This window comes from Microbulbifer sp. CnH-101-G (genome assembly GCF_052466775.1).
Genome location: NZ_CP174292.1, coordinates 1,616,847 through 1,638,250, shown reverse-complemented (window position 1 = coordinate 1,638,250; position 21,404 = coordinate 1,616,847). Strand labels below are relative to the sequence as shown.

The following is a 21,404-nucleotide window of genomic DNA, read 5'->3' as shown; positions in this document are numbered from 1 at the left end:
CAGTGAAATTCGTCAATGAATACCGTCAGAGTGAAAGCATCCAGAAAATCGCCGCTGAAATTCGCAAAGTAACCACACAGCCCTGGACGATTATGGAGGTGTGCGGCGGTCAAACCCACGCCATTGTTAAGAACCGCCTCGACCAGTTACTGCCGCGGGAAATAGAGCTGGTGCATGGGCCCGGCTGCCCGGTGTGCGTTGCGCCCTTGGAGACAGTTGATCGGGCCATCGCCATCGCGGCCTTACCGGAAGTCATTTTCTGCTCCTTTGGCGATATGTTGCGCGTACCGGGATCAGAGCGCAGCCTACTCGATGTGAAGGCCGATGGAGGCGATATTCGTATCATCTACTCACCCTTGCAGGCGGTGAAGATTGCCGAAGACAACCCCGCAAAACAAATTGTCTTTTTTGCCGTAGGATTTGAAACCACCGCAACCGCCAATGCCATGGCTGCCACTCAGGCCAAAAACAAATCTCTACAAAATTTCTCCCTGCTGGTCTCCCAATTCTTGGTGACACCCGCCATTGCCTCTATTTGTTCTGCCGGGGACTCGCGTGTGCAGGGGTTTCTTGCTGCCGGTCATGTGTGCTCCATAACAGGCTACGAGAATTACCTGCCGCTTGCGGAAAAGTACCGGGTGCCCATTGTCGTCACCGGTTTTGAACCCCTGGATATTCTCGAAGGTTTGCTGATGTGTCTGCGCCAATTGGAGCAGGGTAGTTATCGGGTTGAAAACCAATACCTAAGGGCGGTGGAACGAGCCGGTAACCGGCAAGCACAAACATTACTGAACAGTGTGTTTAAGATTTCCGCCCAGCAATGGCGGGGCCTGGGAGAAATACCGGCGAGTGGCTTGGGGCTTCGTGAAGAGTTTTTGGAATTCGATGCCGTGCCAAAATTCGCACTACCCGAGATCAAAACCCAGGAACAACATCACTGTATAAGCGGCGACATTATGCTCGGTCATAAAAAACCCGCCGATTGCCCTCATTTCGGCACAGACTGCCGCCCAGACCGCCCCCTGGGTGCCCCCATGGTTTCTTCAGAGGGCGCCTGCTCCGCCTATCACCGCTACAGCCAACAGGTAAAAGCCCGTGAATATTCAGTGTCCACTCCCAGCGACAAATAAGGACAGTATCCGGCTTGGGCATGGCAGTGGCGGTGAGATGACCCAGCAGCTTCTAAACGATTTTATCCAACCGCTGTTTAAGAATACCTGGATCGACCAGGCCCATGACAGCGCTACCTTGCCTTGGCATTCTGATCGCCTGGTGTTCACCACCGATTCATTCGTAATTACCCCATTGTTTTTCCCTGGTGGGGATATCGGTAAATTGGCTGTTTATGGAACCGTCAACGACTTGGCCATGGGCGGTGCTGAGCCAAAGTTCTTAAGTTGCAGCTTAATTCTAGAAGAGGGACTACCACTCAGTACATTAAAAAGAGTGCTGGAATCCATGGCTGCAGCAGCGGAGGAAACCGGGACAAAGCTGGTTACCGGAGACACCAAGGTGGTGGAGAGGGGCAAGGGCGATGGTATCTATATCAACACCAGTGGAGTGGGTACTCTGCTGAGTGATCATCCAATAGACCCCAGTTATATTCGCCCCGGCGACAGGATTCTTTTGTCCGGGGATATAGGTCGGCACGGCATTGCCGTTATGGCGAGCCGCGAAGGGCTGGAGTTTGAAAGTGCGCTCAGTAGTGACTGCGCCCCACTCAATAATGCGGTTAAGGCACTGCTGCAGGGTGGTGTGGAGATTCACTGCTTGCGTGATCTTACTCGCGGCGGCCTCACCACCGCTCTGGTGGAGCTGGCCGAAACCAGTGAAAGGGCGTTTGAATTGGATGAAGAGCAGATCCCAGTCTGCGAATCCGTACAGGGAGCCTGTGAAATGCTGGGCTTAGACCCGCTTTACGTTGCCAACGAGGGGCGCTTTGTTGCAGTTATTCCCGAAGAGTACGCTGATCAGGCCATCGCCATCCTAGGTGAAGACCCAGTTGGGGCATCCTGTGCAATCATTGGGCAGGTCTCAGACAACCCCAGTTGCCAGGTCATCCTAAAAAATAGCCTGGGTTGTGATCGCCTGTTGCAACGCTTACCCGGAGAGCAGTTGCCGAGAATCTGTTAATAGGCATGAAGATCACAACGATCTCAGCCTGACTCAAGCATGTCATCCCTTTGCTATCATCAATACTTAATAGTATTTATTTCGTTAGTGTAGGGGAGGTCCCTATGAACCGATGTGCTCCAAACGCCTTAGGTGTTGCAATTGGTGTGCTTTGGGCAATCTATGTCTTTTTCTGCGGTATCACGGCCATGTTTGGTTGGGGATTGGAACTCGTCGTTACACTTTCATCACTTTATATTGGCTATGCACCAACCTTTATTGGTGCCCTCATTGGCGCAGTATGGGGATTTGTTGATGGTTATATTGCCGGAGTTATTATTGCTTGGATATATAACAAGCTGGCGAAGTAAACCGAATAGGGAGTTTAAAGCTAAGCATAAAGGCCTAATATTAAGCAACTACAAAAACTTAAAAAATCATAAATCTATATATTGAAGTAACAGGGTTAAATGGATTTATCTGACAAAGAATATTGTCAGTATCATTGTCCATCGAGCTTAATAAGAAGACTATCAATAAGTAATGCTTAGTTTTAAATTTCCACTCTCGAAAAGGGGAAATATCTTACTCCCAATTCGCCCCTCAACCCTGGCGCACTCTAATAAAACATCCTAACCTGATTCATTGTTCACCAGGGACTGACTTAGCCAATCCGGTTGATATGTGTCAGCTATCACTGGGGCTTTTGGCCTTTCATACATACGTTTGTTAAAACCACAAAAGAATAAGGGGTCACCATGGGTTCGAAGAAGGCTAACTTAAGTGTTTTCTTGTTGGGCATCTTTGCTGTCATATTCGCGTATATGAAGCCAGCTTATGCAAGTTCAGACACAAAAAATAGCTTGGATGGCACCTGGTGTACCATTGAGGAAGGGTCTTTTATTTTTTATGAACATAAAAAAGAGGCTGTAGATATAGGGGAAGGCGATTACTGCCGAACCTTTAAAGTCTTAACCGTGAACGAATCAGGTGGCGGCGGACGATTCATTGATGTGCTTAAAAAACCTGATATATAACATCAAATAGGAGGCATCGAAGAATCAAAAGATGGAATAATTTATAGTAAGGATATTGGTATATTTGTGTATTCGAAGACAGATAATAGCACTCTTATGGTCACACTCGACGTGTCAGATGAAACGGTGAGCAGGCTTTCAATTGATAGTAATGGAATTATGCAAGGGTTTGTAGAAGAGGTAACAGATAACTCATCCACGCATGAAGCACTTGTGGGCGTTTTACTCTTCAAGAAAACCGCGAAGCCAATACCCGAGAACTTTGATCAAGAATGGGACGCACTCTTTAAACAGACACACAAATAGCCTCCATTGACATTCAGAAAAAGGCATCAGTTAAGTCACTTCAGTTTAAACAACTGGGCTAAGGAATGGTGCTTTAGAAGCCAAGGGGAGAATTATGATGGAGTCAGTTATCTGCTGGATAGGTTCATAGCCAGGTGGTAACCAGCTATAGCCTCAGATGGGGTAATCCCTAATGCTGTACGAAAGCTGCGTGTGAAATGCGCCGTATCGGCAAAACCATTATCCAACGCAGCATTACGAACCAAATCACCAGTTAATAACTGATGAGCTGCACTTTGAATCGCCAACCACAGTTTCAGTCCACGAAATGTCATACCTGTTGACGCCTTAAAATACTTTAGTGCCTGAGTTCGTTCACGATTAAGGCGTATCGCCAACTCTTGTTGTGACATACGAAACATAGGCTCATCTGAGAGATGGGTAATAATTTGAGCGATATCTGTAGGGCATTTTACTTGTCGATATCCAAGCTTTGCGCGTAACTCAAGTATCGAACTCTCATCGCCCCAGAGGGCATCTATAGCAATTTCATAATTTGTGTTAGTAAGTTGTATTGCCAAGTCACTATCATAGGGAAATTGCAGCCCATTTAGATTTAAAATCCGAGCTCTCCCCTCAATAATCACCTCATGAAGAACCTGAGGGCGCACCAGAAGAATATCACCCACAACTTGCTTTGCTCCATACTTCAGAACAATGGGGCCATCGAGGCCACATAAGAGACAAGTAGAAGGCAGCGTATGCGCCCGTAATCGGTCAGCAGCAAGAAGGAAAAGTGGGCTCGAAAACACCTCTTGATCGTTAATCATACAAGCCACCAGACCTTGAGTGCACGTTTATTCAACACAATTGGAAAACTGCATATTAAAGTAGTTATTCATTGACGTATAGATTCTAAAACTGGCGCTGTATATAGATAAGTATGTGGTACGCCATTTAATAAGGAGTTGAAAAGAGATGTCTCATATCTGGAATGGCTTCCACTACTTGGTGAAAAAGATGGAGAAAAGAGTGCCCCTATTTTCCAGTAAATTTTAGACAGCAATGCCAATTTTAATATCAAAAGGATTTCCAAAAAGATTCCTGAGGGAGGAGCATCCTTTAGCATCCCCTATCAATATGAAAACCAACTGTGAATTAAGCAGTTATTATTGGTCAAGATTTTAAATGAATAGCCATCTTCATAAAGCACTAAAAGTATTCTTGCTAACTCTTCTGACTTACGCTCCTATTCTATCGGCATCAACAGATGTCCAAGAAAAATTGCGCGATGTACTAGAGGGAATGAGAAAAGAGCATAAGTTGGTTGGGGTTGGATCTGTCATCCTTCAGAGGGGGCAAGTTATCGCCCAACATACGAGTGGGGAAAGAGAGGTCAATAGTGGCGTATCCTTATCTAAAAATGACAAGTGGCATTTAGGCTCAATAACCAAATCCATAACTGCCACGATGATTGCTCGCTTAGTGGAAAAAGGAGTTTTGAATTGGGAATCTACAATGGGGGATATATTTGCTAAAGAGAAAGCTATTGATAAGCAGTGGCAAAAGGTGACCTTGAGGCAATTATTGACGCATACCTCAGGTGCGCCAACCAACTTTTCTGCAGATATCCAAGCTGAACACCCCAAAAAAGGTAAACAAAGGATACAACATCGATACAACTGGGTTGTGGAAATACTCAATTCGCCATTGAGTTTAAATCCCGGTGAATCTTTTTCCTACTCAAATGTTGGGTACACTGTCGCTGGCGTTATTGCGGAGACAGTCACTGGCCAGTCTTGGGAAGAGCTTATCGAACAGGAAGTATTTAAACCGCTGGGGATTGAGTCCGCTGGATTTGGCCCTCCAGGAGAGAGGAATAGAGTTAATGTTATATCTCAACCTAGAGGGCATATTGAATTACCTGAAGGTAAATATTCCGTTGGTATCGGCAATGAGGCGGATAACAGCCCAATAATGGGACCGGCTGGGTCTGTGCATATGTCACTACAAGATCTAAGCCAATATGCCTTTGAGCACCTGCAGGGAATAAAGGGAAATGGGTCACTACTCAATAAAGAAACTTACCAGCTAATCCATACTCCGGCTTTAAATTTATACAGTTTTGGTTGGGTTCAATCTACTTTTGGCGATGAAACTCATATTTGGCACAATGGCTCCAATACATATTGGTATTCATATGTCGGCCTCTTTCCCAGTAGAGATTTAGTTATTACCTTTTCATCGAATGATGGTTCATTTTTCTCAAACCAGCATTTAATTAATGAGCTTCTCATAAAGATCCTGGGTGATATGGATGTTTAAACTGTTAAATGTGCAGACTAGAGAAGCCACTCTAAACTACCTAATAAAACAATAAGGACTTTCACCCCAATTCAGTAAATGTATTAATATGGCAATTACAATAGATAAAACCTTAAGTGCTTTGGCTTACAAATGATTAATCGACACCTGAAATGTAAAGCTTATCTTTCCATAATCATCAGCATTTTTATATCGGCAAGCTGTTCTAAGAGTGGCAAGTCAATGGGATTATCCTCAGATATCACTGGCCTACCCATAGAGGAAGCTAAGGGGTGCGAGATTCTTAATCAAAAAACTACGGGTGCTACTTTTGTAATGTTCAATATTGATACCGACCGTCTCAGGGTATGCAATGCTGAACGCGCTCATAAACCTTTCCTGCCTGCATCAACTTTTAAAGTAGCGCACGCATTGATTGCATTAGAGCTAGAAATTATCCAAGGGCCAAACCAATATATGAAGTGGGATGGAAGAGAGAGAGCAGTACCAGCTTGGAACAGGGATACTACACTCGCCACAGGGATGGCCAACTCTACCGTTTGGTATTACCAGGAAACAGCTAAAAAGATTGGCTATGAAAATATGTCCCGCTGGGTAAAAAAACTTGGTTATGGTAATACTGATATCGGCCTTTCTCGGGAACTCACACATTTTTGGCTGGATGGTTCTCTGAGAGTTAGTGCACTGGGCCAAGTCGAGTTTTTGAGTATGTTAAAGCGACGTTCGCTACCAGCAAGAGATAAGAACCAGATAATAGTAGCCGAAATGATGCGGACTCAAGTTGAGAATAATACAAGTGAAATCCATGCAAAAAGTGGACTTGTCTTACCGATTGATCCAGAGACGGGAGATATAACCAATTCCGATACTGTTATCTCTCGTTTAGAGACTGTTGATCGTATCGGCTGGTATGTTGGCTGGATTGAACAAGAGGGTTCAATGGGCGGAGATATCGTTTTTGCCTTTAATCTAGATATAGGTGCACCGGAAGATATTGGGAATCGACGTCGATTAACTTTAAATATGTTAGAGGCAAATGGAGTAGCATTTAAATAGTTCCTATTATAATAACCAGAAACAAGAATGAGATATAAAAATCAGCAGGGTTATTGGTGAATTCATTTAGATCTGGACACCCATGAAATTGATAACTTGCCATTTCTATCGATACTGCTCGATTGTTTTTGTTGATTGATTCTAATTCATTTATTCTCAACTTAACTAAAACAGCCTTAAGGCATAGGTTTAATTTATTCTTATGATCTTAGGTTTGCTTAATTGGCCCTATGCTTTTCTCTGTAGAAACACTTGTGAGGAGTAAACGCTGTCATGATGATTACCGTTATAGAAGATTTCTTTAATAAAGGGTGCGGACGCTGTGATCGATTTAATACTTCAAGCTGTTCCTCATTTATTTGGAGAGATGGTATCCATAAACTTCGAAGAATTTGCCTAGAAAATGAACTTGTTGAAGTGGTTAAATGGGCACACCCATGTTACATGCACGCTAATCGTAACATTGTTATGATTGGCGCAGTACGAAACGATTTTCGACTTATTTTTTTTAACGCTAGTTTAATGAAGGATCCATACGGCATTTTAGAGCGTCAAGGTGAGAACACACAAAGTCCAGATATGATGCGTTTTACAAACGCCAAACAAGTAGATGATAAAGCATATATTATTGAATCTTATCTCTTAGAGTCAATAAGATATGCCGCCGAAGGTATAAGACCCTCAAAGAAAAGAGAGAAACAATGTTTACCTGTTGAATTAGCGGAAGCACTAAGCACTGATGTAGAGCTTGCACAAGCTTTTTATAATTTAACACCTGGGCGACAGAAGAGTTATGCTATCAAACTCAATTCAGCAAAAAAATTCGAAACTCGAGTTGCATATATAGCTAAATTTCGATCAAAAATTATGTCTGGCAAAGGACCACAAGAACAGTAGTATGTTGATACTGAAAACTCTTTAAGCTATCTATAAGTATCTGAGCAACTAAGAGAGAGCATCACAATTAACTACTCTTAACAGAGAATCCATAATTATGAAACGTATGATTTTTGTGAACCTGCCCGTTAATGACCTTAAGGCCTCAATGGAGTTTTACAAATCCCTAGGATTTGAGAACAACCCACATTTTACCGATGAGACCGCAGCCTGCATGGTTTGGAGTGAAAATATAAGTGCCATGTTGCTTACCCATGAGAAGTGGCGTCACTTCACATCTCGCCCGATCCCCCCTTCAAGCAGCAGCGAGGTTATGCTGGCTTTATCTATGGACAGCCGTGAGGCAGTTGATGTGATAAACAATGCAGCGGCTGCCAATGGCGGCACCGCCGATACCAACCCTCCACAAGATCATGGTTTTATGTATGGCAGAGCATTAGCAGATCCCGATGGCCATGTTTGGGAGGCAATGTGGATGGATCCAACTTCACTTTCTGAGAAAGCTGACAAGGTATAATATAATTTACATCTCATATTATTAATGATGGCTACTTCTTGTGAATAAGGGCTTAGTTGTGCCTAATTGATACCTCTAAGCCTTTTCATCCCTGATTATTTTCAGTATCTAGAACCTTTCGAATAATTAATATTTATTGCTAAGCTCAGTCGAAAATAGAAAAAGATAACCCGGCAAAGGTGAAGCGTGCTTCAGACGAGGCCTGAGAAAAACTGGCACTCAATGCCCCCAGAGACGGTGCTCTCCGAGCTGGAGAGCGGTATGGCGGGAATCAGTGAGGATGAAGCGACGCTAAGACTGCAAACTTACGGACCCAACTGCCTGCCGGCACCGCCTCGCAAAGGATTACTACGACGCTTCTTCTCCCACTTTAACAATATCCTGATCTACGTCTTGCTGGGTGCGGCGCTTATCACAGGCCTACTGCAGCACTGGGTAGATACCGGAGTCATCCTGGCGGTGGTTATCGTCAATGCGATTATCGGCTTTGCGCAGGAGGGTAAGGCGGAAAAAGCCATGGATGCTATCCGCCATATGCTGGCACCACGTGCCGCGGTCCTCCGCAACAACCAGCGGCTCACTGTAGAGGGAGAGAAGCTGGTACCCGGAGATATTGTGCTCATTGAGGCCGGTGACAAAGTGCCTGCCGATCTGCGGTTGTTAAAAACGCACAGCCTGCAGATACAAGAGGCCATCCTCACTGGGGAATCGCTCGCAGTAGAAAAACACACCGCCCCGGTTAACACCGATACACCTTTGGGGGACCGCAGTTGCTTAGCCTATAGCGGTACCAGTGTTACCAGTGGGCAGGGAGTGGGGGTAGTAGTGGCTACCGCAGCAGAGACAGAGATCGGCCATATCAGTGGCATGCTCGCCAGTGTTGAAACTTTAACCACTCCGCTGGTTGAACAGATGGGCATCTTCGCCAAATGGCTGGCACTTTTTATTCTGACCGTTGCCGCGCTTATCTTCGCCTTTGGGCTGTTTGTATTGCAGCACAACTTTACCGAGCTGTTTATGGCCATTGTTGGGCTTTCGGTAGCGGCTATCCCTGAGGGCTTACCGGCAGTTCTAACCATCACATTAGCGGTTGGGGTCCAGGCGATGGCACGGCGCAACGCCATTGTCCGGCGCCTGCCGGCTATCGAAACCCTGGGATCAGTATCGGTAATCTGTACCGATAAAACCGGGACACTCACACGCAACGAGATGTGCGTCGCCACTGTAGTTACAAGCACACAGCACTTTGAAGTAAAGGGCGAGGGCTATGAACCGCGGGGTGAAGTCATGCTCTGCGGCGAGCCGGTAACGATGCCGGCCCCGCACCCCCTGGAGGAATTGGCCCGTGTTGCGGTTCTTTGTAATGACGCCGAGCTCAGAAAAGAGGATGACAACTGGCTCGTGGAGGGCGACCCCATGGAGGGGGCCTTGCTGGCGTTTGCCGCAAAAGCGGGAATGAATGACGGGGAGGTACGCAAGCAGTGGACCCGTACCGATATTATCCCCTTTGATGCCCAGCATAAGTTCATGGCCAGCCTGAACCACAACCATGAGAATCATGCACTGATCGCCGTTAAAGGTGCGCCGGAACAGGTTTTGGCAATGTGCAAAACCTATCGCAGCGAGGATGGAGGCTGCGAACCATTGGTAGAAACTTACTGGCGACAACAGGCCGACGAGGTGGCGGCATTGGGGCAGCGTGTCTTGGCGCTCGCCTCAAAAGAAGTAAAGCCAGAGCACACGGTACTGGAGCACTCAGACGTGAAGGGCACTTTAACCCTTCTCGGCTTGGTGGGATTGATCGATCCCCCCCGTCAGGAGGCTATAACCTCCGTTGCAGAGTGCAGGGGCGCGGGTATTCAGGTGAAAATGATCACCGGCGATCATATCGCGACCGCAAAAGCCATCGGTCAGCAGATAGGTTTACAGGGGCCAGACAAAGCCTTAACGGGAGTGGACATCGACAACCTGGATGACGCGGCATTGGCGGCAGAAGTCCTGAAGGTGGATATCTTCGCCCGCACCAGGCCAGAGCATAAATTGCGACTGGTAACCGCACTGCAGGCCCACGATATGACTGTGGCAATGACTGGCGATGGCGTTAACGATGCCCCCGCATTGAAACGCGCCGATGTCGGCATTGCCATGGGAAAAGGTGGAACCGAGGCCGCCAAAGAGGCTTCCGAACTGGTTCTAGCGGATGACAATTTCGCCTCTATTGGTGCCGCCGTACGTGAGGGGCGTACGGTTTATGACAATATAAAGAAAGTGATCAGCTGGACACTACCCACCAACGCAGGGGAGGCCTCAACCATTATTGTGGCACTGCTCTTTGGCATGGTGCTGCCGATAACACCGATCCAGATACTTTGGGTAAACCTGATTACCGCCGTTACGCTCGGCATTGCGCTCGCTTTTGAGCCCACTGAAGAAAATACCATGCGCCGTCCCCCCCGCTTGCGTGGACAGCCATTGCTCACCAGCGTGCTGGTATGGCATATCGCATTGGTAAGTACGTTATTTCTATGTGGCGTATTCGGGATATATACCTACGCCATTGAGCAAAACTACTCCCTGGAGCTTGCACGCACCATGGCCATGAATACATTGGTGGTGATGGAAATTTTCCACCTGTTCTTTATCCGCAATATGTATGGCACCTCTCTCACTTGGAAGGCCGTACGCGGCACAAAGGTTGTATGGCTGGCGGTACTTGTCGTTAGCGCGGGGCAGTTCGCAATTACCTATATTCCCACCCTGCAGAAAATCTTCGCAACCGAAGCAGTGACATTCGCCGATGGAGTATTGATTGTTGCTATAGGCGTGGCGCTATTTGCCATTGTCGAAATTGAAAAACAGATGCGTATACGACTTTCAAGACAAACACCTGACTTTATAATTGGGAAGAAAGCGTGACTGCTTTTGAAAACCCTTATCCTGGTCCCAGCCAATCTCCTCCGACTTACTTTCTATTGAGCCCCTATTATTTAACGTTAAAGGGCTTAGAACGCACTCTTTACAAGTTTCCTTCTATCTAAATACCTAAGGAGCCTTTGAATCATTCCGTAATCTCTCTGCGGATTTTGAAGTCTGCAGAGATAAGGCGCAGCTTGCAGCGAATGGCCATAGCCCTTTGCAAGAGTTGCAACGTAGCAGCTGTAGCCCTCAAGAGCCGCCCTAAAAGCCAGAGTCATCACGGAATTATTCAGAAGCCCCCCAAGAGAAGCCGTTACGAATCTATTAACGCTGGCGTTTTCAGTGACATGGAGCACAGTTTTTCATGTTGGCAGCAAAGACAACACCATGGATGAGACTTTGAAATACTCTTGACCTTAACCGCGCTAATGGGCATTTCGGAGTTTCCCTAACATTGCTAAAAGCTCGGTGTTGGGACTGTTTCTTGCAGGGTAAAAACCGGGAGCAGTCACGAAGCGAATAAGCAAAAAATTTCTGTCGTAAAACTCTTTAACGCTTACTGAATATCCATCGCCGGGCTCCGGCTGGGAGTAATGATATGCCGTTTAAACACATCCTACTGCCCCTTGATGGCTCCTCCATCGCCGAGGAGGCCATCGCCCACGCGGTGATGCTTGCACAAAACAGCGGAGCAAAAATTCATCTACTGCATGTGCAAAACTCTGACGAGCAAGGCATCGACCCGGTGGACTGGAGGTTGCGTAGGGTGGAGTTGCGAAGCTATCTCAATCGCCTCGCTGAACGTATTTCTGAACAGGGTATCACTGTGACCCAGTCTGTGGTGGAGGGGCGCCCGGCGGAACAGATTGTCGAGTACTGCGAAGAAGTGGATGTCGATTTAATCGTATTCACTGCCTACGGAAAAGGGGGCGTCAGTCGTTTCGACTTCGGCAGTACCGCCCAAAAGATTTTCAGTGGCTCCGGGCGTTCATTCATCATCGTTCGGCCAGGCTTAAAACCGCCAGCCCAGGATAATATGGCCTACCGCCGTATTCTGGTATCCATGGATGGCTCCTCGCATTCAGAGTGGGTGGCCTGTCAGGCGGCTTCAATGATGCGCGGACAAGAGATGGAAATGATCTTGCTGCAAGTCATCGCGGTACCAGAGATGCCACGCAAAATGCCTATCACCCGAGAGGAGCATGCCACTCGGGAGAAGTTTGTCGAATGTAATCGCCGCGCTGGCGAGGTCTACCTGGAAGAGATGGCCCGCCAATTGGAAAACGGTATTAAAGTGCGCCCCATGTTGTTGGTTGCACAAAATGTCGCCGAATGTATTTATGCCACGGCCGCTGAAGAGGGTGTCGATCTGATCGCCATGAGCGCACACGATTGGCAGACTGGCGAGCATCACGTAACCGGTACCGTATGCCACACGGTAATGTCCCACAGCAATCTGCCGGTATTAATTTTTCAGGACCTGCAGGAATCCCAATTACAGGCCCTGCGCGCTGGCACTGATGCCTGTCAAATTCGCCATTCCACTCTACCGGTTAGAAATGAAGCCCATCGATGAAATTGCGGTTTTGGAAAAAGCAGGGCGCCAGCCACAAGCACAAGTTCTTTTCACGTTCAAAACCAGGACAAGTAGCTTCCCAGGGGGCGGCTACTCTACCGGCAGATGGCAACAATTCGAGCCGGAACAATAACCGGGATAATGAACAGCAGCGTCTTGAAGACATAGCCACGCTGGCTAAGCGGCACTCAGCCCCTGTCGGGGCAGGTGGCGGCTACCGCCTTAGATCGCATTTGGGCAAGCTGGAAAAGCACTTCGAGAAAATCTATCGGCATCTCGCCGCGCGGGTGGAATCTGGCGAAAAAAGCACGCGCAGTGAAGAGTGGCTTCTGGATAACCGCCATGTAGTTCAGGAAGCCCTGCAATTGGTCTGCGAGTCTCTCCCTAGAAACTACTTGAAGCAGTTACCGCAAGTCACTGCGGAAGATGGCAGTATCGACCTGCGTTTACATCTCCTTGCCAATGCCCTGATAACCGATTTCTCCCAACCAGTGGATGTCCAATCTATTCACTTACTGGTAGACCACTACCAGGAGGATGCCGTACTCACCACGGGCGAACTTTGGGCACTGCCCGCCCTGTTGCGCCTTTGCCTGTTAGAGCACTTGGCGCAACTCGCGGAGGAGGCCCTGGGTGGAAATACCGGCACCGAAGAGGAACTCAGTGTCGGCATCGCCAGTGGCATTATTAGCCTGCGAGAACTGCGCAGTTGTAATTGGCGGGATTTTGTTGAATCCCTCAGCCGTGTAGAACGTATTCTGCACACCGATCCCGCAGACGCCTACCGCCGAATGGATTTTGAAACCCGCGACAGATACCGGGATGTGATTGAAAAGCTGGCACGCGGCAGTGGCGCAAGCGAACAACAGGTAGCCCAACAGCTGGTAAAGCTGAGCAGTGAACAGGAGCCCGGCAGCCGGACTCAGCATGTGGGTTATTACCTGATAGACGAGGGGCGACCACAACTGGAAGCGGTACTGGGCTATCGTCCGGGTTTTCTGCAGCGAATTCATTGGCGGTTGCTGCATAAAGCCTCCAAGGTTTTCTTTTCCGGGCTGGCGCTCTTCTCCATTCCGTTACTGCTCGCCCTAGCCATATATCTGCTCTGGGGCGGCGCTTCGGTAATTTTGACCTTACTGGTACTGGTGGTTGCCGCGGTACCGCTGATCGGCATGGCCTTGGCTTTGGTCAACGGCTTAATAACTCACTGCCTGCCGCCGCGTCTACTGGCCAAGATAGATTTCGATAAAGGTATTTCGAAAGAATGCCGCACCGTGGTGGTAATGCCGGTACTGTTTGCCGATGCGGAGGATATGCAGAGGATTCTCGAATGCCTGGAAATCAATTTCCTCAACAATGGTGACGAGAATCTGGTTTACGCCGTTCTTAGCGATTTTGCTGACGCGGATGAGCAAAGTGCCAAGGGGGACAATGAACTTCTGGAGATCGCCAGGGCCTCCATCGAATCCTTAAATGAACGCCACAGAGCCAATGAGGGCCGATCGCCTTTTCTTTTGTTGCACCGCGAGCGCCGTTGGAATTCGCTAGAGAATTGCTGGATGGGCTGGGAGCGCAAACGCGGCAAACTGATCGAGTTCAACCACCTGCTTTCGGGCCGGGAGGATCACAGCTTCACCAGCTGCTTTGGCGATCGCGAACAGCTCCAGGGCATCCGCTATGTCATCACGTTAGATGCCGACAGCCAGATGCCACCAGATACCGCGCGACGCCTCGTCGGCGCCATGGCACACCCGCTCAATCGCGCGGTAGTCAACGACGACCTACAGCGGGTGGTGGCTGGTTACGGATTTTTACAGCCCCGCGTGGAAACCGACCCTGCCAGTTCTGATGGGACTATCTTCAGCCAGATTTTCTCCGGCGATCGTACCGTAGATCTCTACACTCACGCGGTATCCGATGCCTACCAGGATCTGTTTGGTGAGGCGATATTCACAGGCAAGGGTATTTATGATCCGGAGGTTTTCTCCCAAACCCTGGTGGGCCACCTGCCGGAAAACGCCATTCTCAGCCACGATCTGCTAGAGGGCGCCATCGGTGGGGTAGGGCTTTTATCGGATGCCGTATTCTACGAGCAATACCCACCCAATATTTTCGCCATGCTGCGTCGCTCACACCGTTGGATTCGTGGCGACTGGCAATTGCTTTCCTGGTTGGGCAAGCGTGTGCCGATCGAAAATGGTGAGAAAGTCAGCAACCCTCTACCACCCATCCAGCGCTGGCAGATCGCCGATAACTTGCGTCGCAGTTTGGAGTCTCCCTCTCTTTTGGCTCTATTTCTGCTGGCCTGGAGCGGCTGGCTGCCAGGCCAATCCTGGGCCTGGACCTTGCTACTTCTATTACTGTCATCCGCCTCGGTATGGCAGGAACTGCTATCGATGATTTGGCGAAGCATAGCCGACCCCAGTCGTGCTCACCTTCACCTGCGGGGAGGCCCAGCGGTTTTACAGCAACGCTTTTTGCACTGGCTTTTGTCTCTGGCTCTGCTCCCTGTACAGGCAGTCAATGCGCTGGATGCGATAGTGCGCACTCTCTACCGGCTGCGCGTTTCCCACCGCCATTTACTGCAGTGGACCTCGGCGGCACATGTCAATCGCTCCGTCAGAAACGCCCTTACCACTACAGGCAGCTGGCGGGAAATGTGGGTTTCTCCCGCGATTGCATTATTGGTAACGGCAGGCCTGATTTTTTGGGCTCCCGCCAGCCTGCTGCCCGCCGCGCCGTTTTTATTGGCATGGCTGTTGGCGCCGCAGCTGGTACACCATATCAATCTGCCAAGGCTGTTGGAGCCCTCAGTTCTATCTGAGGAAGATAAGCGAGAGCTACGTTTGTTGAGCCGGAGAACTTGGTTTTTCTTCGAACATTTTATGGGCCCGGATGACCACTGGTTGCCACCCGATAATTATCAGGAAGAGCCGCTGGCCGTCTTGGCCCGGCGCACCTCTCCTACCAATATCGGGCTGGGACTGCTCTCGATTCTCAGCGCCTACGACTTTGGCTACGTTGATCTCAGTCTGCTTTTGGCGCGTCTCAACAACAGTTTCGACAGGATGCGCGGGCTGGAGCGCTATCGCGGGCACTTTCTCAACTGGTATGAAACCCGCGAACTGCATCCCCTCAACCCTCGTTATGTCTCTACCGTGGACAGCGGCAACCTGGCTGGCAGCTTGCTGACACTGGCCTCCGGTTTAGAGGCTCTAAAAACGGAACCACTGAGTGGCCGACAACTGGTACTGGGAATCACTGATACCCTCGATGCCATGGCGGAAACCCTACAACCTGTCGATTCGGATTCCACCCATAACGAAATCCGCGAGATCAACGCACAGATAGCGCAGTTTCGCCAACGCCTGCAAGCTGGGGCGGAACATAATCGCTGGTGGCAAACCATTGATGATATCTACGAGCGGGACGTGCCCTGGCTGCAGGAGCGGATGCTGACTCTTATCGAAGGAGACGAAAAGAACTTCAGTGCCGAGGACCTAGGACGGCTGCGGCAGTGGCTCGATGAACTGCACCGCCACGCGGTAGCCGCACGGCGCTACCAGGAGGCTTTGGAACCCTGGTTGCGACTGATGCAAGCGCCACCCACGGTTTGTCGGGAAGGTGGGGGCCCAATCAAAGAAGGTTTCCACGCTCTAGCGGCCGCGTTGAATAACCCAGTTTCACTGTCGTCCATGCCGTCTTTCTGTGAGGCGGCAAAAGAGCAACTACAGCAGCTGCAAAAACACATCCCTTCCGAATCACTACAACAGCGGGATGAAGTCACGGCCTGGTGTGAAAAACTGTATAACGCTCTGGAAAGAGCCAGGGAAAACGCGGCCAGTTATTGCCGCGATATTACCAACTTGGCCACAAGGGCACGCAATTGGGTGGAGGAAATGGATTTCGCCTTCCTCTACGATCGCGATCAGCACCTCTTTCATATCGGTTACAACGTCACCGATGCCGCCTTGGACGCCAACCATTACGATCTGCTGGCTTCGGAATCCCGCCTGACCGGTTTTCTCGCTATAGCCAAAGGCGATGTGCCGGCACGCCATTGGCGCCACCTGGAACGGCCATTCAGGCATTTACATCGCCGAGTGGTGCTGATGTCCTGGAGTGCGACGCTATTTGAATACCTGATGCCCCGCCTGTTTATGGAAACTCCGGAGCACAGCTTAATAGGGCGCGCCTGTCGCAACGCCATAGAAGTGCATCGCAAATTTACTGGCCGCTATGAGTTGCCCTGGGGCATTGCCGAATCCGGTTACTACGAGCTGGATAGTCAGTTGCACTATCAATACCGGGCTTTTGGGGTCCCCGGTATCGGTTTCCGCCGCGACCTGGGTGAACGTTTGGTGATCGCGCCTTACGCTTCCATGATGGCGCTACCATTCGATGCCGGTGCGGTCATGGAGAACCTGCGTCAGCTGCGCGCTGAAGGTGGCTATGGTCAGTTTGGTCTCTATGAAGCCATCGACTATGGCCGCACCGCCAAACCGATACCGCGCCGTGCGCGCACTGTGCGCTCTTATATGAGCCACCATCAGGGCATGATTCTGCTGTCCATCAATAATTACCTGCATGAAGACATCATGCAGCAGCGCTTTCATAGCGACGTGCGGATTGCCGGCTTAACCCCGCTGCTGCATGAGCGCCTGCCCACTGCGCGGCCAGCCTTAAGGCCCTGGCAGCAGCCGGGACTACAGCGCAGCTTCCACGCCGAAGGGGCCCTACAGAGCTGGTCGGCACTGCCCGGGCGCCCCTATCCGCAGTACAACGTGTTGTCCAACGGCCACCACACTCTGTTGCTGGGCGCTGATGGTGCCGGCGGCAGTTACTGGCACAATATTGCCCTGACACGTTGGCAGCCGGACCCGACTCGGCACCAGGGTGGCCATTGGAACTATATCCGCGACCTGGATAGCGGCGAACTCTTCTCGGTCGGCCTGGCGCCCTGCGGTGGGGACGCCGGCCACTGTATGGCGAACTTCTCCCCGCAAGGTGCAGAGTTCCAGCGACGTGAAGCGGAACTCTTCTGCCGTCTACACATCGCGCTCAGCTCCCAGCATGACCTGGAAGCGCGCCGGCTGGTAATCAAAAATGAGAGCAATCGCAGCCGCCATTTGCTGTTGGCGGATTATACGGAGGTAGTGCTGGCACCCGAGCGCGATTACCAACGCCATCCCGCGTTTGCCAAGCTATTCGTGGAAAGTCAGTATCTGCCTGAAGAGCAGGTGATGCTCTATCGCCGGCGGCCCCGCAGCAGTGATGAAAAGCCGATCTACATGGCCCACTGTGTATTGGTATCCTCCGGGATAAACCACCAGCTGGCCTGGGAAACCGACCGGATGCTATTCCTTGGGCGCGGCGGATCACCGGCCCGGCCCCTGGCTTTGCAAAAGGGTTTGGCAGGTTTTACCGGCACCACGGGGCCCGTGCTGGACCCGGTAATCGCCTCGGCCCAGGAAATATCCATTCCCCCCCAATCTGAAGTTGAAGTTATCTACCTGACCGGGGCAAGCAAGTCCCGCCGAGAATTGCTCTCGGTGCTCCGCTCCTATCGCTCCCGTCCCAAGGCACGTTGGGTATACGATTTAGCGCGAATGCAGTCGGAGCAGGAATTGCACAACCTTCGCATCCCCGCAGCAGATGTCTATTGGATGATGGATTTGCTAACCGCGGTATTGGCGCCTTCGGGAGGTCTACGCGCGCCATCCAGGGTGTTGGCCCGCAGCCACCATATTCAGCGTTGCCTGTGGAGCCGCGGCATATCCGGGGACAATCCGATACTCCTGGTGCAGGTGCGCAGTGAGCAGGGAATCGATTTCGCCGAGCCCATTTTGCAGGCGCACACCCTATGGAGTGGTCGCGGCCTGGCCATAGACCTGGTTATCGTCGATGAAGATTCCGCCGGCTATTCCCAGCAGACCCGCGACAGACTTCAGGAAATGATCGCCGATATCCGCGGCCGCACTCTGCGCAAACTGAATGGCTCGGTGGTGATAGTACCTGGCCAGGAACTGCCGGAGTCTGACCGTATTGGCTTGCTGGCCGCGGCGCGAGTACTGCTCGATTCCTCCGCGGGCTCTGTGGCCACACAGTTAGAGAACAGCGCCACAACGTTGCAGGCTCAAATGCAGCCGCTGCCGCCGTTCGTGCCGGTGCAGCCCGCAGGCTATACCGAATTGCCAACTGCAGAATTACAACGCCCCGACGACCTTTTATTCGATAACGGCCTCGGTGGCTTCTCTGCAGATGGCCGCGAGTACATCCTACATCTGAAGTCTGGCAAGCTGGAAGAACCGGGAGAGCGCCCCCCGGCACCCTGGGTAAATGTCATCGCCAATCCCGACTTTGGTTGCCTGGTTTCTGAGGGCGGTTCCTGTTGCACCTGGAGCGGCAATAGCGGCGAGCACCGGCTGACGGCCTGGAACAATGACCCGGTACGCGACCCCAGTGGCGAAATGCTCTACCTTCGCGACGAGGAGAGCGCCGAGGTCTGGTGTCCGACTCCGGCCCCGCGACCCGCTGAGGCCAACTACCAGATACATCACGGGGCGGGCTATACAGAGTACCGCCACAACAGTCACGGCCTCGAACAGTCCTGGCGTATAACTGTCGACCGATCAGCACCGGTGAAGATTGGCCGTCTGACATTGAAAAATGGCTGGAACAGGCCACGTCGGTTAACGGCTACCTACTATGTGGAATGGGTACTGGGGCTGACCCGCAGTAACTGGACACACTTGATCAATGAGTTCGTTCCAGAGAGCCATACACTGTTGGCCCGCAACGCTTTTGTTCCAGATGCCAAGCCCGGTGTCGCCTTCCTGACTGCCAGCCTGCCTCCCCACGGCTTAACCACAGACCGCCACGAATTTTTAGGCAGCGCCGGGGGCCCGCAGGCTCCAGAGGCACTGTTTCGTATCGGCCTCTCTGGCAGAGTTCAGTCTGGTGGTGACCCCTGCGCCGCCTATCAGGTGCATATCGATCTGGCTATTGGCGAAACCCAGTATATTTATTTCGTGATGGGGGAGGGGATAGATCGGGCTCAGGCCCTGGATTTGGCTGGAGAATTTCGGGACCCACAAAGAGCCGCAAACTCCCAGGCTGAGTTCGAACAGTTCTGGGAGGATTATCTGGACTCGGTGCAGGTGCAAGTGCCCGACAAAGCCACCGAACTGATGGTAAATCGCTGGCTGCCCTACCAGACGCTGGCCTGCCGCCTCTGGGGACGCAGCGGTTTCTATCAATCCAGTGGCGCCTTTGGTTTTCGGGACCAGCTGCAAGATGTTCAGGCTTTGTTGTGGACCCATCCCGATTGGACTCGCCAACATATATTGCGCACGGCCTCCCGTCAGTTCCAGGACGGAGATGTACTGCATTGGTGGCACGAAAATCCTTTACGCGGTGTGCGCACCCGCTGCTCCGACGACTTGCTATGGCTACCGTTTGTCACGGCTCAGTACATTCGCACCACCGGCGACTATCAAATCCTGAATGAACCCGTCAGCTACCTTGCAGGGGCACCACTGGGGAAGGATGAACACGAGCGCTATGCCGAATTTGAAAGCAGTGACGAATCCGGGTCCCTTTACGAGCACTGCTGCCGAGCCATCGAGCGTGCCGGTGCCGTAGGGCCCCATGGGTTACCGGTTATCGGCAATGGCGACTGGAACGATGGCTTCAGCCGGATCAGTACCACTGGTCGCGGTGAAAGTGTGTGGATGGGCTGGTTTTTGCTGCGGGTCTGCCGGGATATGGCCCCCCTGTGTGACTACATTGGCGACTCGGCCCTGGCAGAACACTACCGCCTGCTGGGAGAAAACTTTCGTCAGCAGGTGGAAGACAGTGGTTGGGACGGTGCCTGGTATCGGCGCGCTTACTACGATGACGGCACTCCGATTGGCTCTAAAGAGAGTGATGAATGCAAAATTGATCTGATTGCGCAGACCTGGTCGGTGCTCTCCCAAAAAGAACCCACTGAACGCGCCCACAAGGCAATGGAGTCAGCTAACCGGCATCTGGTAAACGAGCTCGCTCGGCAGATACTATTGCTTAAGCCACCTTTTAATAAAACCAAGAAGGACCCCGGCTATATCAAAGGCTATCCGCCAGGTATCCGCGAAAACGGTGGCCAGTACACTCACGCCGCCACATGGGCAGTTTGGGCCGCCGCCGGGCTGAATCAAAGTGAGAGGGCCTGGCATTACTTCAATCTATTAAACCCGGTCACTCACACGAGTACTGCCGAAGGCGTGCAACGCTACCGCACCGAACCTTATGTATTAGCCGGCGACGTTTACGGCGTGCCGCCCCACGTTGGACGCGGCGGTTGGACTTGGTATTCCGGCGCCTCCGGCTGGTTGTATCGCAGTGCACTGGAGGCATTGCTTGGGGCAAAAGTTCTTGATGGAGATCACTTGGTGATCGAGCCTTGTTTACCGCAAACCTGGCACAACTATCACCTATCACTGCGCTTTGGCAGCAGTCGCTATGAGATCGCCGTAAGCAATTGCGGTGGCTGTCCGAGAGAAATAGAGTCACTGACTCTGGACGGTGAACACATCTCCTCGGGGAAAATCCCTCTTAAGGATGATGGCCAGGAGCACAAGGTATCTCTGATGTTCAAGACTACATCACCGGCTCCCGGCTAATAGAGGTGTAACCTTTGTAG

The 21,404-nt window shown here is 51.0% G+C and carries 12 protein-coding genes; 11 read left to right on the top strand and 1 reads right to left on the bottom strand.

Annotated features, from left to right (window positions below):
- Nucleotides 1-2: 2 nt before the first annotated feature.
- From hypD to ACJJID_RS07285, 4 genes are all read left to right on the top strand, one after another.
- On the top strand, nt 3-1,130 hold the full coding sequence (gene hypD / locus ACJJID_RS07300) for a hydrogenase formation protein HypD (protein WP_444922127.1): 1,128 nt from the start codon (nt 3-5) through the stop codon (nt 1,128-1,130).
- Nucleotides 1,096-2,133 (top strand): hydrogenase expression/formation protein HypE, encoded by a 1,038-nt coding sequence (hypE, locus tag ACJJID_RS07295; protein ID WP_444922126.1) that lies wholly within the window; start codon nt 1,096-1,098, stop codon nt 2,131-2,133. Before hypD ends, hypE begins: the two co-directional genes overlap by 35 nt.
- Nucleotides 2,134-2,237: 104 nt before the next feature.
- Entirely contained in the window at nt 2,238-2,483 is a 246-nt protein-coding gene (locus ACJJID_RS07290) for a bacteriophage holin (protein ID WP_444922125.1), read from the top strand.
- Between the two features lie 387 nt (nt 2,484-2,870).
- Nucleotides 2,871-3,149 (top strand): hypothetical protein, encoded by a 279-nt coding sequence (locus ACJJID_RS07285; protein ID WP_444922124.1) that lies wholly within the window; start codon nt 2,871-2,873, stop codon nt 3,147-3,149.
- A 413-nt stretch (nt 3,150-3,562) separates the two neighbouring features.
- On the opposite strand, the gene ACJJID_RS07280 is transcribed toward ACJJID_RS07285, so the two are convergent.
- Nucleotides 3,563-4,264 (bottom strand): helix-turn-helix domain-containing protein, encoded by a 702-nt coding sequence (locus tag ACJJID_RS07280; protein ID WP_444922123.1) that lies wholly within the window; start codon nt 4,262-4,264, stop codon nt 3,563-3,565.
- A gap of 358 nt (nt 4,265-4,622) precedes the next feature.
- Here ACJJID_RS07280 and ACJJID_RS07275 point away from each other — a divergent pair, with 358 nt between their 5' ends.
- The 7 genes from ACJJID_RS07275 to ACJJID_RS07245 all read left to right on the top strand — a co-directional run bounded on the left by ACJJID_RS07275 (nt 4,623) and on the right by ACJJID_RS07245 (nt 21,384).
- Entirely contained in the window at nt 4,623-5,759 is a 1,137-nt protein-coding gene (locus tag ACJJID_RS07275) for a serine hydrolase domain-containing protein (RefSeq protein WP_444922122.1), read from the top strand.
- 132 nt (nt 5,760-5,891) lie between these two features.
- Nucleotides 5,892-6,815 (top strand): penicillin-binding transpeptidase domain-containing protein, encoded by a 924-nt coding sequence (locus tag ACJJID_RS07270; RefSeq protein ID WP_444922121.1) that lies wholly within the window; start codon nt 5,892-5,894, stop codon nt 6,813-6,815.
- 273 nt (nt 6,816-7,088) lie between these two features.
- A complete protein-coding gene (locus ACJJID_RS07265; protein ID WP_444922120.1) occupies nt 7,089-7,712 on the top strand; it encodes a YdeI/OmpD-associated family protein in 624 nt (207 codons plus the stop codon).
- A 97-nt stretch (nt 7,713-7,809) separates the two neighbouring features.
- Nucleotides 7,810-8,229 (top strand): VOC family protein, encoded by a 420-nt coding sequence (locus ACJJID_RS07260; RefSeq protein WP_444922119.1) that lies wholly within the window; start codon nt 7,810-7,812, stop codon nt 8,227-8,229.
- Nucleotides 8,230-8,415: 186 nt separating this feature from the next.
- Nucleotides 8,416-11,145: a cation-transporting P-type ATPase gene (locus tag ACJJID_RS07255; RefSeq protein WP_444922118.1), complete on the top strand. Its 2,730-nt coding sequence runs from the start codon at nt 8,416-8,418 to the stop codon at nt 11,143-11,145.
- A gap of 598 nt (nt 11,146-11,743) precedes the next feature.
- Entirely contained in the window at nt 11,744-12,721 is a 978-nt protein-coding gene (locus ACJJID_RS07250; protein WP_444922117.1) for a universal stress protein, read from the top strand.
- The gene (locus ACJJID_RS07245) at nt 12,718-21,384 is read left to right on the top strand and encodes a GH36-type glycosyl hydrolase domain-containing protein (RefSeq protein ID WP_444922116.1); all 8,667 of its coding nucleotides are present in this window, start codon (nt 12,718-12,720) and stop codon (nt 21,382-21,384) included. Before ACJJID_RS07250 ends, ACJJID_RS07245 begins: the two co-directional genes overlap by 4 nt.
- Nucleotides 21,385-21,404: the final 20 nt, after the last annotated feature.